The sequence below is a fragment of the Streptomyces iconiensis genome (assembly GCF_028657195.3).
In the GTDB taxonomy this organism is placed as follows: Bacteria; Actinomycetota; Actinomycetes; order Streptomycetales; family Streptomycetaceae; genus Streptomyces; species Streptomyces iconiensis.
Map to the genome: position 1 here is coordinate 109572 of NZ_JANCPR020000025.1, position 14403 is coordinate 123974.

At 72.8% G+C, this 14403-nt stretch carries 10 protein-coding genes and 1 pseudogene; 6 read left to right on the forward strand and 5 right to left on the reverse strand.

Annotated features, from left to right (window positions below; genetic code table 11):
• Positions 1-234 precede the first annotated feature (234 nt).
• A complete protein-coding gene (locus tag NMN56_RS24245) occupies positions 235-2424 on the forward strand; it encodes a tetratricopeptide repeat protein (RefSeq protein ID WP_274041374.1) in 2190 nt (729 codons plus the stop codon).
• Here NMN56_RS24245 and NMN56_RS24250 read toward each other — a convergent pair.
• On the reverse strand, positions 2410-3861 hold the full coding sequence (locus NMN56_RS24250) for a hypothetical protein (RefSeq protein WP_274041373.1): 1452 nt from the start codon (positions 3859-3861) through the stop codon (positions 2410-2412). The genes NMN56_RS24245 and NMN56_RS24250 overlap by 15 nt on opposite strands.
• A 200-nt stretch (positions 3862-4061) precedes the next feature.
• Positions 4062-7061 (reverse strand): FAD-binding and (Fe-S)-binding domain-containing protein, encoded by a 3000-nt coding sequence (locus NMN56_RS24255; RefSeq protein WP_274041372.1) that lies wholly within the window; start codon positions 7059-7061, stop codon positions 4062-4064.
• Positions 7062-7178: 117 nt separating this feature from the next.
• Here NMN56_RS24255 and NMN56_RS24260 point away from each other — a divergent pair, with 117 nt between their 5' ends.
• On the forward strand, positions 7179-8075 hold the full coding sequence (locus NMN56_RS24260) for a LysR family transcriptional regulator (RefSeq protein WP_274041371.1): 897 nt from the start codon (positions 7179-7181) through the stop codon (positions 8073-8075).
• Here NMN56_RS24260 and NMN56_RS24265 read toward each other — a convergent pair.
• On the reverse strand, positions 8058-9011 hold the full coding sequence (locus tag NMN56_RS24265; RefSeq protein ID WP_274041370.1) for a LysR family transcriptional regulator: 954 nt from the start codon (positions 9009-9011) through the stop codon (positions 8058-8060). The two genes, NMN56_RS24260 and NMN56_RS24265, sit on opposite strands and share 18 nt — an antisense overlap.
• A 174-nt stretch (positions 9012-9185) precedes the next feature.
• On the opposite strand from NMN56_RS24265, the gene NMN56_RS24270 reads away from it, so the two are divergent.
• The 4 genes from NMN56_RS24270 (at position 9186) to NMN56_RS24285 (ending at position 12377) form a co-directional block, all read left to right on the forward strand.
• Positions 9186-9824, forward strand: a complete 639-nt coding sequence (locus tag NMN56_RS24270) for an isochorismatase family protein (RefSeq protein WP_274041369.1) — start codon at positions 9186-9188, stop codon at positions 9822-9824.
• Between the two features lie 284 nt (positions 9825-10108).
• Positions 10109-10513 (forward strand): GntR family transcriptional regulator, encoded by a 405-nt coding sequence (locus tag NMN56_RS24275; protein ID WP_274041368.1) that lies wholly within the window; start codon positions 10109-10111, stop codon positions 10511-10513.
• The gene (locus NMN56_RS24280; RefSeq protein WP_274041367.1) at positions 10510-11406 is read left to right on the forward strand and encodes an ABC transporter ATP-binding protein; all 897 of its coding nucleotides are present in this window, start codon (positions 10510-10512) and stop codon (positions 11404-11406) included. Before NMN56_RS24275 ends, NMN56_RS24280 begins: the two co-directional genes overlap by 4 nt.
• Positions 11403-12377 (forward strand): transporter, encoded by a 975-nt coding sequence (locus NMN56_RS24285; RefSeq protein WP_274041366.1) that lies wholly within the window; start codon positions 11403-11405, stop codon positions 12375-12377. The genes NMN56_RS24280 and NMN56_RS24285 overlap by 4 nt, the downstream gene beginning before the upstream one ends.
• Before the next feature lie 192 nt (positions 12378-12569).
• Here the strand turns inward: NMN56_RS24285 and NMN56_RS24290 are convergent.
• Positions 12570-12761 (reverse strand): annotated as a pseudogene (locus NMN56_RS24290) (DUF4236 domain-containing protein); the annotation flags it as partial.
• Positions 12762-12809: 48 nt separating this feature from the next.
• Positions 12810-14216, reverse strand: a complete 1407-nt coding sequence (gene hglS / locus NMN56_RS24295) for a 2-oxoadipate dioxygenase/decarboxylase (protein WP_274041365.1) — start codon at positions 14214-14216, stop codon at positions 12810-12812.
• Positions 14217-14403 lie beyond the last annotated feature (187 nt).

The following is a 14403-nucleotide window of genomic DNA, read 5'->3' on the forward strand; positions in this document are numbered from 1 at the left end:
AAGGTGCGGAACGGGCACATCTCGACCCCTTTCTTCCCAGTGAGCGCACGAAAGGACAGGAGAAATCGGGGCCCCTTTCGCCCGGTGCGCGACACCGTGGCCAGCGTGTATCCCGAAGGGAAATAGCAGCCAAAAGCGGCCCCGGTTGTTCGTAATCTGCACGCTCCTGCGCGATTCTGATCGGCTCTCGGGGGGAGATGTAGAGAGAAGAGTCATGGCGGGCACGGAAGGGGCGTGAGCACACCGATGTCGGAACCGGACACGCCCGGACGCGGACCCCACGACGGCGAGTACGACGCGGCCCACGGCAACTCCCTGCACCGTGACGCACGTATCGGCGGGTCGAGCATCCAGGCCCGCGACGTCAGCGGCGGCGTCCACATCCACCACGAGGGCGCGGGCACACCGCGGCAGCACCTCCCGCCCGCACCGCAGCTCCCCGTGCCGCGTCAACTGCCGCCCGCACGCGCGCACTTCGTCGACCGGCACGAGGACATCCGCGCCCTCGACAGCGCCCGCGCCGCCCACCCGGGGGAGGGCCCGCAGCTCCTCGTCGTCAGCGGCTTCGCCGGGGTCGGCAAGACCACGTTCGTCTCCCGTTGGCTGCGCGGGCTCGCCCGCGACTTCCCCGGCGGACAGCTCTACGCCGACCTCGGCTCGCACGCGCCCCCCGGACCCGCGCGCCCCGACGAGGTGCTCGAACACTTCCTGCGCTCCCTCGGCGCCACCGACGTGCCCGTGGGGCTGGCCGAACGCAGCGCGCTGTGGCGCACCCTCACGGCCGACCAGCCCGTCGCTGTCATGCTCGACAACGCCGCCAGTGCCGCACAGGTGCGCCCGCTGCTGCCCGGTTCACCCGGCAGCCTCGTCATCGTCACCAGCCGCAGCCAGCTCTCGGGGCTGCTCGTGGACGGTGCGGTGCTGCACCAGTTGGGGCTGCTCACGCCCGAGGCCGCCGTCGAACTCCTCTCCCGGGGAGGCGGCGGAGGCAGGACCGACGAGGACCCCCAGGCGGCGATCGACGTGGTCACCCTCTGCGCCTGCCTGCCGCTCGCCGTCTGCCTGGCCGCCGCACAGCTCGCCGTACGGCCCGCACAGCCCGTCGCCGCGCTGGCCGCCTCGCTCTCCCGGGGCCGGGGGCCGCTGGACACCCTGCGCGCCGAAGGAAGATCCGCCGTGAAGGCCGCACTCGACGAGTCCTACCGGCTGCTGTCGCCCGGCCCCGCCAGGACGTACCGGCGGATCGGGCCGCTGCCCGCCACCTCCTACGACCGGCTTCTCGTCGCCGCCGTCCTCGCCTGCACCGCCGAGGAGGCCGAGGCCGACCTCGCCGCGCTCGCCGACGCCGGGCTCCTCGAACACACCGGGCAGGACACCTACCGCTTCCACGACCTCGTACGCGCGCACGCCCGCCGTACCGGCGAAGCCGACGAGGCCCCCGCGGTGCAGGAGGCGGCGCTGCGCCGCTACGGCGACTGGTGCCTGCACACGGCGACGGCCGCCGAGGAACTCCTCACCCCCAGCCACACTCTCGACCGTACGTACGTCTATCCGCCCGCTCATCCAGCGCCGTTCGTCACCGAGGCCGAGGCGCTCGACTGGCTCGACACCGAGCGCGACAGCCTCATGCACATGGTCAGGCACGCCTCCACAGCCGGCTGGCACGCACTGTGCTGGCAGCTCGCAGACGCCATGTGGCCACTGTTTTTGCGGCTGCGCCCCAGCGAGGCATGGATCGAGGCCCATGAGCTGGGCCTCGCTGCGGCCCGCCGCGACGGCTCCCACGAGGGCGAGAGCCGCATGCTCACCTCGGGCGGCAACGGCCTGCGGGACGCCGGACGCTACGAGGAGGCCGCCGAGTGGTACACGGTGGCGCTGCGCGGAGCCGAGGAGGACGGGGACCGGCGCCGCGAGGCCCAGGCGCTCAACGGGCTCGGCAACGCGCGCCTGCGGCTGGGCGAACTCGCGCGCGCCGAGGCGTACTTCGCCCGTGCCGTCACCCTCCGAGAGGCGGTCGGCCACCGCAGGGGCACGGCGCTCACCCGTATCCGCCTGGGCGAGATCGCCACTCTCAGGCAGCAGCACGCGCGAGCCGTTGAACACCTCACGCGCGCCCACGCCGACCTGACGGCCGAGGGCGACCCGTATGACGCGGCGCGTGCCCTGGCCTTCCTCGGGGAGGCCAGGGCACAGGGCGGCGACCGGGAGGCCGGAGAGCGCGAACTGCGCGACGCGTACGCCGCGTTCCAGGCGCTGGCCTCACCCCGCTGGCAGGTCAGGTCCCTGGAGATGCTCGGCCGCATCGCGCAGGCCGCCGGTGAACTCCCGCGCGCCCGCGACCTCTACGAGGAGGCCAGGCAACTCAGCAGGCCGGTGAGCCCGGCCGAGACCCGGCGCCTGGAGGAACGGCTACGGGAACTGTGAGGCGGGCCCCGCGTGCCGCGCCGCTCCGGCGGGCCACGGCGCCCCGGTGGACGACGGCGTCCCAGCGGACGGCACGGCTCCGGCGGGAGACGCGGCTTCGGCAGGCGATGCGGCTCCGGCCCGTGCGGCGGCTCCGGCCTGCGAGGTCGCTCCGAACAGCGTGCCCCCGGCGGCAGGTGCCCCCTCGGCCCAGCTCTCCAGGGGTGGCGGCAGCGGCACAGGGGGAACGGCGGGCGGATAGGCGGGCTCGCCGATGCCGAGTACGCCGTACAGCACCGTACGCATACGCCGGTGGAAGCGGCCTGGTTCCGAGGTGAGCAGCCCGGCCACATCGGCGAACTCCCAGGCGGGGCGCCGCTCCCGCGCGTACTCCAGCTGTTCCCGCAGCGGGTGCAGCGGCGAGAGCACCGGCGCGCGTGCGGCCAGCAGGGCCGCGGGAGAGCCGGGAGCCGTGCGGCGTGCCGCGCAGTGCGTGAGGAGGATCGGCGCACCGGTCAGCGTCGAGTAGGCCGTGAGCGAGCCGTGGTCCCCGATGACATGGTCGGCGGCCAGCAGCGGCCCCATCCAGTCCGCCTCCGGCGGGGCCAGCACGATCCCGGCCCTGCGGCATGCGCCCAGCCAGCCGCGCACCTGCCAACCGCCGTGCCCCGCCCACACGTTGGGGTGCATCAGCACGAGGACACGGAAGCGGCCACCGCCCCGCGGCAGCTCTGCCAGCAGGCGCGGCAGCAGCGACTCGAAGCGGCCGAACGCCGACGAAGGCCCCCAGGTGGAGGTCACCACGAGCAGCCGTTCGCCGTCCTTGAGCCCCAGGGCCCGCCGGTACGCGGCGCGCTGCGGGAGCGCCGCGACGATCCGGTCGTGGCACGGGTCGCCGGCCACCCGCGCGACGGGCAGCGCCTCCGGACACGACTCCGCCAGCGCCCGCCGGTCACGCTCGTGCGCCAGCACCAGCGCGGCGGGCACCACGCGCCCGTCCCGCATCAGGTGCCTGCGGCTGAGCATGCCCGGGGTGCCGGGAGGTGAGGCGCCGTCAGGTGTGCGCAGCGGCTTGTTGTGCGCGGCGCCGTGCGGCAGCCGCACCAGCGGGGCCCGTAACCGCTCCACGCCGCGCGATCCTGCGGCCAGCGCCACATCGAACTCCGTTGCCACGGCACGCTCCCAGGGCACGACCGTGGCGCCCAGTCCCGCCAGGTACCGCTCCACGCCCTCCCCGAAGGCGTGCGGCGCCACGGTGAAGACGACCTGGACCCGCATGTCGGACTCCAGCAGCGTGAACACGTCCCACAGACGCTGCGCGTACGCCGTCGTGTGGACGACGACCAGCACACTCCTGCACCCCGGCACCGTGACCCACTCACCGCGCTGCACCAGCGCGGACTCCGTCAACAGCGCGGACTCCGTCGGTGAGACCGCTGTCTCGCCAGCAGCAGACATCGCTTTCCCCCATGGGTTTCCCGGTCCGCCGTCGGATACGGCGGATGTGGAGAAGGGGTGCCCCCTGCACCCGGGCGCCGGGCTTGCGCGTGGTGTGCGGCGTCCTTGCGGAACGCTTGCGTCCCACGGGGCCGCAGGTCAGCGGGAGGCCGGCCAGGGAGGGATGCCGGCCGGGGCGGCAGGCCGAGGCCGGTCGCCGGTCAGCCGAGATGCGCCGCCAGGAGTTCGGCCAGATGCGTGCCCTCCCTGCGTGCCAGCTGGGCGAGTTGGGTGCGGCAGGAGAAGCCGTCGGTGAGGAGCTGTGCGTCCTGCGGCGCCTCGCGCACGGCGGGCAGCAGCGCCGTACCCGCCACGGCGACGCTGGTGTCGTAATGGCCGCGCTCGGCACCGAAGTTGCCTGCCAGGCCGCAGCAGCCCTCAATGGTGCGTACCGAGGCGCCCGCGCTCTCCAGCAGCTTCCTGTCGGTGCTCCAGCCCATCACCGCGTGGTGGTGGCAGTGCGGCTGGGCCACCACCTCCGTGCCCTCCAGCGCCGGGGGAGTCCAGCCCTCCCGCGCGCTCAGCAGCTCCGCGAGCGTACGGGTGGCCTCGGCGACGGCGCGTGCCGAGCCGCCGAGCAGCTCGGCGGCGTCACCACGGAAGACCGCCGTGCACGACGGCTCCAGGCCCACGATCGGCACCCCCGCCTCGGCGTGCGGGGCGAGCGCCGCCACGCTGCGGCCCAGTATGCGGCGGGCCGCGTCGAGTTGGCCCGTCGAGATCCAGGTCAGCCCGCAGCACAGCTTCCGTTCGGTAATGCGCACGGTGTAACCCGCGTCCTCCAGCACACGTACGGCCGCCATGCCCACCTGCGGCGTGTAGTGGTCGGTGAAGGTGTCCACCCACAGCAGCACCGGGTCCCCGCCGGCGCTGCTCGCGCCGCTCGGGCCGACTCCGGTTGCCTGCCGGTCGCGGAACCACCGCCGGAAGGTGCGCGGTGCGAAGGCGGGCATCTCGCGGCGTGCGTCAACTCCCGCCACCCGCTTGGCGATCGCGCCCAGCGGGCCCGCCACCGCACGGTTCGCGAGCCCCGGCGCCAGCGACGCCATCCGCGACCACACCGGCAGCCGGCCCAGCGCGTAGTGCGAGGCGGGCCGCAGCCTGCCCCTGTAACGCTGGTGCAGCGCCTCGGCCTTGTACGTGGCCATGTCCACGCCGCTGGGACAGTCGGACGAGCAGCCCTTGCAGGCCAGACAGAGGTCCAGCGCCTCCTCGACCTCCGGCGAACCCCAGCCGCCGACCAGCGGATCGGTCCCGTTCACCAGTTCCTGGAGTACCCGGGCCCTGCCGCGCGTGGAGTCCTTCTCGTCGCGCGTCGCACGGTACGAGGGGCACATCACGCCGCCGGAACCCCGCGGCGGCTGCTGCGTGCGGCACTTGCCGACGCCGGTGCAGCGGTGCACCGCGCGCCCGAAGTCGCCGTCGTCGGCCGCGTAGGCGAAGGCCAGGTCCTTGCGGTACGGCTTCGCCGCGGGCAGCCGCAGATCGGCTTCGACCGGGCGCGGGCGCACGATCACGCCGGGGTTGAGCAGGTCACCGGGGTCGAAGACGTCCTTGACGGCGGCGAAGGCGTCCAGCGCAGCCGCCGAGTACATGTGCGGCAGCAGCGCCCCGCGGGCACGCCCGTCGCCGTGTTCGCCCGACATCGAGCCGCCGTGCCGCGCCACGAGCCTGGCCGCCTCCTCCAGGAACCCGGCGAACACCGCCTTCCCGTCGGCCCGTTGCAGCGGGAAGTCGATACGGATGTGCACGCAGCCGTCCCCGAAGTGCCCGTACGGCACGCCCGTCAGGCCGTGGTCAGCGAGCAGCGCCTCGAACTCCCGCAGATAGGCGCCCAGCCCCTCGGGCGGCACGGCGGCGTCCTCCCAGCCCGCGTGCGCCGGGCGTCCCCGGGTGACGAGCCCGGCGCCGTCCTCGCGGATGCGCCACAGCGCCGCCGCCTCGGCCGCCTCCGTCACCACCCGTGTCTCCAGGGCCCCCGAGGCCGCGGCGAGCGCACGCGCCCGCTCCCCGGCCTCCGCCGCGCTGTCGGCTCCGACCTCAGCGAACAGCCAGCCGCCCCCGCGCGGCACCCGCGGTACCTCGCCCGCGCCCCGGGTGCGGCGCACCACGTCCACGATCCGCGCGTCCAGGCCCTCGATCGCGACCGGCGAGAACGGCAGCACGGAGGGCACATCGTCGGCCGCGCACGCCATGTCCTCGTAGCCGAGCACCGCCAGCGCGGTCGCGGCGGGCGCGGGTACGAGCCGCACCGTGGCGCCGAGCAGCACCCCGAGCGTGCCCTCGCTGCCCACCAGCGCGCTCGCCACGTCGAAGTCCCGCTCCGGCAGCAGGTGTTCGAGGGAGTAGCCGGACACCTGCCGCGTGAAGCGGCCCAGCTCCGTACGGATCACTCCCAGCCGCGCGTTCACCACGTCGTGCAGCTCCCTGAGCGTGGGCGAGGCGCCCGGCCCCTCGCCCTTGCGCACGGTGAGCCGCTCACCCGAGCCGGTCAGCACGTCGAGCGCGACGACGTTGTCCGCCGTACGGCCGTAGCCCAGCGCCCGCGAACCGCACGCGTTGTTGCCGATCATGCCGCCCAGCGTGCAGCGCCCGTGCGTGGACGGATCGGGCCCGAAGCGCAGCCCGTACGGCGCCGCGGCGCGCTGGAGGTCGTCCAGGACGACACCGGGGTCCACCACGGCCGTACGGGATTCCGGATCGATGCCGTGGATCGTGGTCATGTGGCGCGAGAAGTCCAGCACGAGCCCGGTGCCCACCGCGTTGCCCGCGATCGAGGTGCCCGCACCCCGCGCCGTCACCGGCACCCCCAGCTCCCGGCAGACCGCGAGCGCCGCCGCGACCTCCTCGGCCGTACGCGGGAAGGCCACGGCGGTGGGCACCACGCGGTACAGCGAGGCGTCCGTCGCGTACTCGGCACGGCGCCGCGCCGACACATCGGCCTCCACCCCGCCCCGGCGCAACGCCGCCGCGACGGCAGCGGGCCCCGCTCCGGCCGGGGTTCCGGTGCCGGCTCCGGCCTCGGTGCCGGCTCCGGTGCCGGCTCCGGCGTCGGCCCCGGTCTCGGCGTCGGTCCCGGCGTCGGCCCCGGCCCCGGCGACGCCCTCGGCCCCGCCCCCCGCCCGGTCCCGTGCCGCCTCGGAAGTGCTGCTGCTGCTCACCCGTCGCTCGCTCTCGTGATCGCTGGGGACTCCGGCCTCAGCAACGTAACCGCGACCGCCGCCACCAGCACAGATCAGGAGGGCCTGGCCTTGGAGGGCTGAGTTACAGTGCTGCTTATGCTCAACCCCGTACATGTCAGGACCCTCAGTGAAGTCCTGGCGGCAGGTTCGCTCAGTGAAGCGGCGCAGCGCCTGGGCTACACGGCCTCGGCCGTCTCCCAGCAGATCAGCGCCCTCGAACGGGCCACGGGGCTCGTCCTCTTCGAACGCGGAGCGCGCGCCATCCACCCCACCCGGGCCGCCGTCGTCCTCGGCGAGCGCTGCGGGCAGGTACTCGACCAGCTCTCCGCGCTGGAGCGCGAGGTGCGCGCCCTCGCGGCGGGCGAGCAGGGGCTCGTCCGCGTCGGCACCTTCCCCACGGCCGGCAAGACCCTCGTGCCCTGGGCCCTCGCCCGCTTCGTCCAGCAGCAGCCGCACGCCGAGGTGTCCCTCGAAGAGGGCGAGCCCGACGAGCTGCTGCCCCAGCTGCTGTCCGACACCCTCGACATCGCGCTCGTGTACACGTACGAGCTGGTGCCCCGCACGTTTCCCGGCCAGCTCACGGCGGACGAACTGGTACGCGAGCCGCTGCGCGTGCTCCTCCCGCCCGCGCACCCCGCTCGCGAGGCGGGGTCCGTCCGGCTCGCCGACCTCGCCGATGCCACCTGGATCTCCAGCCGCGAGGAGACGGCCGGCGCCAGGTCCCTCGCCCTCCTGTGCGCCAACGCGGGCTTCGCCCCGCGTATCGCCTTCAGGTCGAACGACTACGGAGCCGTCGCCGAACTGGTAGCCGCGGGCCTCGGGGTGGCGCTGGTGCCCGAACTCGCCGTCGAGAACGGCACCTTCGCCCTCCCCCTCGCGGGCGAGGGCACGGCACGCCACGTCCTCGCCGTCCACCGCACGGCCAACCCCAACCCGCTGCTGCCGCCGGTACGCGAGGCCCTCACCCGCGCCGCCTCAGCGGCCACCCGCTGAGTTCGCACTTGGGCCGCTGCGGGGCGATGACTGTGCGCGGCGGGCCCTCGTGCCCCCACTTCCTCCCGGGGACACGAGTTCGGACGCCAGGGCGGCGGCAGCCGCCGACAGCGGCCGGGCGGCCGGACGGGCGAGCCGTGCCGTCCAGATGAGCGCGGGTTCGACGTCGAGGGCGACGAGCCCGGGGTCGGTCCAGAGCCCGGACGCGGGGACGAACGTCACGCCCAGCTCTTCGCGCACCAGGGACTGGCCGAGATTGAAGTCGATGGTCTCCATCTGAACCGTGCGGCGCAGCCCGGCCTTTGCGAAGGCAGCGTCGACCAGCGAGCGGTTGCCCCAGCCGGCGGGCGAGTCGATGAACGTCTCGTCGGCGATCTGCTCCAGCCGTACGGCCCCGGACCTGGCCAGTGGGTGCGAGGCCGGACACACGAAGCGAAGTGGTTCGCTGTCCAGGTACGTCAGTTGCATGCCGGGAACCGTCTCGTTCACGGTCGCGACGATGGCGATGTCGAGGTCGCCCTGGCGCAGCGCGTCCAGATGCCCGCACGACCCCGTCGTCGACGTGTTCGCCTGCACGACGACGGCCGGGTACGTGCGCCGAAACGATGCCAGGCGACTCGCCATGTCGAACGATGCGAAGCGGTACATCATGCCGAGCTTCACCGTTCCGGTGACCTGCCCACGTGTGGCGGCCACGGCGGCAGTTGCCCCTTCCATCGAGGCGAGCACCTCCTTGGCCCGCGGCAGCAGGACCTCCCCCTCAGGGGTGAGCTGAGTGCTGCGGCTGCGGAGGAAGAGAGCGACGCCCAGCTCCCGCTCAAGCTGCCGGACGGCGGCCGACACGGCGGACTGCACCACCTGGACCCGCTGGGCCCCGGACGTGAAGCTGCCCGTCTCGGCGACGGCCACGAAGTACTGAAGCTGGTGCGGCTGCATGCCACACGGTATCGCGATCGGCGATATCCCGGTTCGCGAACAGTCGTTGGACGCGATGCGAGTCCGCGGCGCACGCTCGTGTCAAGGACCCCGACCGAACCGGCCGATACGTCCCCGTCCCGCGATTCCGCCGGACCAGGTTCTCTCCGACTTCTCTGCGAAAGAAGAAAGCTGATGTCACGCACGCGCCTGTCAGCGGACAACGCCGCGATCGTCCTGATAGACCACCAGGTCGGAATGGCCAACTTCCTCCGCTCCCACACGCTGGAGGAGCACCTCAACAACACCGTCGCGCTGGCCAAGGTGGCGAAGATCTTCGATACGCCGCTGGTCGTCACGGCCGGGCCCCTCGACGGCCCGGGCGGCCCGCTCTACCCGGAGCTCGCCCACGTCCTCGGTGACCACCCCGTCGGGGAGCGCGTCCCCGCGATGTACGACGGTTTCGACGATGCCGCCTTCACCGCGGCCATCGAGGCGACCGGACGCAAGAAGCTGATCCTGGCGGGTGTCCAGACCGACGTCTGCCTGTCGCTCACCGCACTGACCGCCATCGACCGCGGTTACGAGGTCTACCTGGTCGGGGACGCGTCGGCCGCAGGCACCAAGGAGACTCACGAACTCGCGATGGACCGGATGACCCAGGCCGGAGCGGTTCCGGTCGGCTGGCTCGCTGTCGGATCCGAGTTCCAGCGCGGCTGGGCCGAGGACAGCAAGACGGCGGCGGCGTTCGCCGAGGTGATCTACGAGCACATCCCCGCCTGGAAGCAACAGGCCGCCCTCACCGCCGGTGTACGGGAGCACGCGGCCAAGTAGGCGGCACATGCGTCACATCCCGAGGCGGCCGACGGAACCCCCGTCGGCCGCCTCGCCGTCCGTTGCCGACCGTGCGAGCGCGGCTTGGTCCGTTGCCGACCGTGCGAGCGCGGCTTGCGGCGGGAGGCGTCCGGCATCGCGGCAAAGGGCTGCGCCTCGTCCGGGCAGCACCGAGCCCGTACCCGCCCGCGCCTCAACTCCGGCCGCTCGGTGCGGCGTTGGGACGGAAGCCGGGATTGACCGACGGCAGTCCTAGGAGCCTATAGTGCTAGGCACCTAGGTAAATGGAGGAACCGGTGATTGAGTTCCACCTGAACGACCGGTCCGGCGCATCCCCTTACCAGCAGCTCGTCCAACAAGTGCGGCACGCACTGCGGTTGGGGCTGTTGACGGAGGGGGACAGGCTCCCCACGGTCAAGGAGGTGGCCAGGCAGGTGGCGGTCAATCCGAACACCGTGCTCAAGGCTTACCGGGAACTGGAGCACGAGGGGCTCGTGGCCGCCAGGCCGGGCGTGGGGACGTTCGTGACCCGCACGCTGGCCGACGCCTCGCTCGTCGCGCACGGAACGCTCCGGCAGGACCTGCGGCGCTGGTTGACCAAGGCCCGCCTGGCCGGACTGGACGAGGAGTCCATCGAAGCCCTGTTCATGAACACCTTCCGAAGCGCGGCCGGAGAGGACGTGGCGTGAGCGCCGTCTTGCGAGCCCAGGCACTGGGCAAGAAGTACAAGCGGCGCTGGGCGCTGCAGCACTGCGACCTGGAGGTGCCCGCCGGGCGCGTCGTGGGCCTGGTCGGCCCCAACGGGGCGGGAAAGTCAACCCTGTTGAACCTCGCCTCGGGGATGCTCACCCCGACAGTCGGCACCATTGAGGTGTGCGGAGGTCGGCCGGCCGAGGGCGCGGAACAGTTGGCCAAGGTCGGCTTCGTCGCCCAGGACACTCCGACCTACGCCTCCCTCAGCGTCGCCGACCACCTCGACTTCGGAAGACGCCTCAACCCGGACTGGGACGACGCCGTGGCGCTCGACCGGATCCGCCGACTCGGCCTGGACCTCACACAGCGGGCCGGAAAGCTGTCCGGCGGTCAGCGCGCGCAGCTCGCCCTCACCCTCGGCATCGCCAAGCGCCCGGAGCTGCTCATCCTGGACGAGCCGGTCGCCGCGCTCGATCCGCTGGCCCGGCGTGAGTTCATGCAGGACCTGATGGAGGCCGTCGCCGAGCACGGGATGAGCGTCGTACTCTCCTCGCACCTGGTCTCCGATGTGGAGCGGACCTGCGACTACGTCATCGTTCTGGTCGACTCCCGGGTGCGGGTGGCCGGTGACGTCGACCAACTGGTCGGCTCCCACCACCGGCTCACCGGCCCACGCCGTGACCCGGCCACTCTTCCCGCGGGCCGGCACGTCATCTCCGCCAGCCACACCGACCGGCAGACCACGCTTCTCGTACGCACCGACATCCCGGTCCATGATCCGTCCTGGACCGTGACCCCGCTCGGCCTGGAGGACATCGTCCTCGCCTACATGACGAGCCCCGCGGAAGCGTTCCGCGACACCCGACCCGTCCTTGAGGTGCTGCGATGATCTGGCTGACCTGGCGACAGTTCCGCACCCAGGCCACGGTCGTGTATCTCGCCGTGGCCCTCCTCGCCGCCCTCCTCGCGGTCACAGGCCCGCAACTGGCCGAGCTCTACGCCGCCACCGGTGACGACCTGTTCGGGCGGATCACCAGCGCCGACCAGACCGTGTACTACCTCGGGCTCGCGATCGTCCTGCTCATACCCGCGGTCACCGGCATGTTCTGGGGCGCACCGCTGATCACCCGGGAGCTGGAGGCCGGCACCTACCGCCTGGCGTGGAACCAGACCGTCACCCGAACCCGCTGGCTCGCCACCAAGCTCACTCTCACCGGTGTGGCCACCATGGCCGCAGCCGCACTGGCCTCCCTGGCCGTGACCTGGTGGAGCGGCCCGATCGACCAGGCCGTCAACAGCGGCGGCACCGGCGCCGACCCCTTCTACCCGCGCATCGACCCCCTGGTCTTCGGCGGGCGGGGCATCGTCCCGATCGGCTATGCCGCCTTCGCCTTCATCCTCGGCGTCACCCTCGGCGTGCTCGTCCGCCGCACCGTGCCCGCGATGGCAGCCACCCTCGCTGCCTTCGCCACCGTCCAGATCGCCATGACCCTGTGGGTCCGGCCGCACCTGGCCTCGTCCGTCGATGCCGATCTGGCCTTCACCGAGGCCAAGCCGGTGAACATCGGCATCGACACCGTGCGCGAGGTGGACTTCGGCCAGCCGGGCGCCTGGGTGCTGTCCGAACAGACCGTCAACGCCTCCGGCCAACCTGCCACCCTGCCCGCCTCACTGACGGACTGCCCCTCCATGCCGGACTGCACCGCCGCCCTCACCCGGGCCGGCTACCAGCAACAGGTCACGTACCAGCCCGCCGGCAACTTCTGGACCCTCCAGTGGACCGAAACGGGCCTCTACCTCAGCCTCGCCCTGGCCCTGACCGGCTTCTGCGCCTGGTGGATCCGCCGCCGACTGACGTGACATGACGTGAGGCGACGTGACGCGCTCGGCGCCGGCCAGCCGCACCAGGCAGCGGCACCCGCTGAGGCCCGAGGCCCCGCCCCGTCGTCAGCGACGGGTGCGGCCGAAGGGGCCGAGGCGGCGGGCTGGGCGTGCGGGACGGCCAGTGCGGGCGGGGCGGCTGAAGGGGCCGAGGTGGGTGGTGCGGTTGGCGGTCCTGGCGTGGCTGGTGCGGCGGTAGCCGAACGGGCCCGGCAGGTTGAACGAGGTGGTGCGCCGGCCGGTCGAGCCGTAGGTGCGGCGCGGGCCCCGTCCTCCGCCGAAGGTGAGGGACCGGGAGCGGCGGCTGATGTTCAGCCGTACCCCGGGAAGGATGCGGAAGCTCTTGCGGAACGTGAGGGCCATCACTGGGTTCCCTTCTCTCCCCGCCGCGAGTACCCGCCTCCCGCCGTCTCAGACCCCCGATGTACGTACTCCCTCCGGCAGCCCAAGAGCCTGGGCCGCCCGCTCCAGCGACGCCTCGCTCTGTGCCGCGTACAGGTCGTACGGGTCGTGCACGGTGCGGCCGATCACCTCGGCCATCCATGCCGCGTCCCGCACCGCCGCGTCCCGTGAGGCGTCGACGGAGCCCTGCCCCGTGAGGTTCGAGGAGAAGATCCCGGCGGCCGAGCGCGGCAGGAAGTCCTCGTAGACGATCGGTTCGGCCACCAGCAGCCCCTCGTCCACGAGGGTGAGCAGATCGTCGCTCACCGGTGCCGCCACCTTCTCCGGTACGGCGGTGAACCGGAAGAACGCCAGCCCCCTGGCGAGGAGTTCGCGTTCCGTACGCGGCATCAGCGACTCCCACTCGCCGCTCCCCAGCGCCCTGTCGTACAGGTCGCGCCCCGCCCGCGTCAGCGCGATCCCTCGCGCCTCGACCTCCCCGAACCGTACGCGCAGCGTGCCCGAGCCCACCGAGCCGTCGGCCTCGCGGAACCGGCGCGGTTCGGACAGGGCACGGAACGACGTCTGCCGCAGCAGCACATCGGGCCCGTCCCAGCGCGGCGGCCCCTGAATCCTGTCGATCATCTCGATGCCGCGCTCGCCCATGCGCGCGTAGAGCGCGTCGATGTCGAGCACCCGCGGCGTCAGGTGGTTGATGTGGGTGGAGGTCACCCCGCCGATGTCGGCGGCCACGCTGGACACCTCCTCCAACTCGGCGTACCAGGTGCGGTCGACGGGCTCGTCGGACAGCGCGAAGGAGGCGGTCGCGAGCGCGATGAACCGGTCAGCGTCGGCCGGCGCGAGCCCTCCGCCTTCCTCGGCGCGGTCCGCGAGTTCCAGCAGCTCGTCGGGGAAGAGCCGGCGCCCGGCGAGGAACGTCCGCAGCCTGTCCTCCAGCCCGGCGTCGAAGAAGCGCCGGTCCTCGGGGACCAGCAGCGAGGTGAACACGCGGAACGGGTTACGGGCCAGCTCGTCGCCGTCGAGCGGACGGAACGCCGTCGAGACGACGGGTACGGGGTTCGGCTCGGCCTCGCGCAGGTCGTAGAAGCCGGTCGGGTACATCCCGACGGCCCCGAACACCCGGGCCACCTGGGCGAGTTCTTCCGGGGTGCCGACGCGGATGGCACCGTGCCGTTCTGCGGTGACGCGCGCCAGATCACCGAGGCGTTCGGCATCACTGCCCCGCTCGGCGATGACATCCGCGTTCACCTGCTGCGACACCTCGACAAGGGTCGTATAGGCGGGCACCTCCTCGCCATAGAGATCGGACAGGGCACGCGCGAAGCGAGCGCGCAGCTCGTGCGCGGGAACGGTGGTCGACGGCGACGGCGACGGCGACGGCGATGGTGTCAGTGGTGATGACGGTGACGGGGTCATACGGGGCTCTCCTGGAGGGTCGGATCCGGTCTCGGGGGTCAGCGGGGACCGCCCGGCGACGGCGCCACGGCTGGGCAGTGGCTACGAAGGACAAGGCGGTGGCCCGGCGGCTACGAAGGACAAGGCGGTGGCCCGGCGGCTACGAAGACGGCGGGTCGGTCGGCGGTCGCGGAGTCAGCGGTGGAGC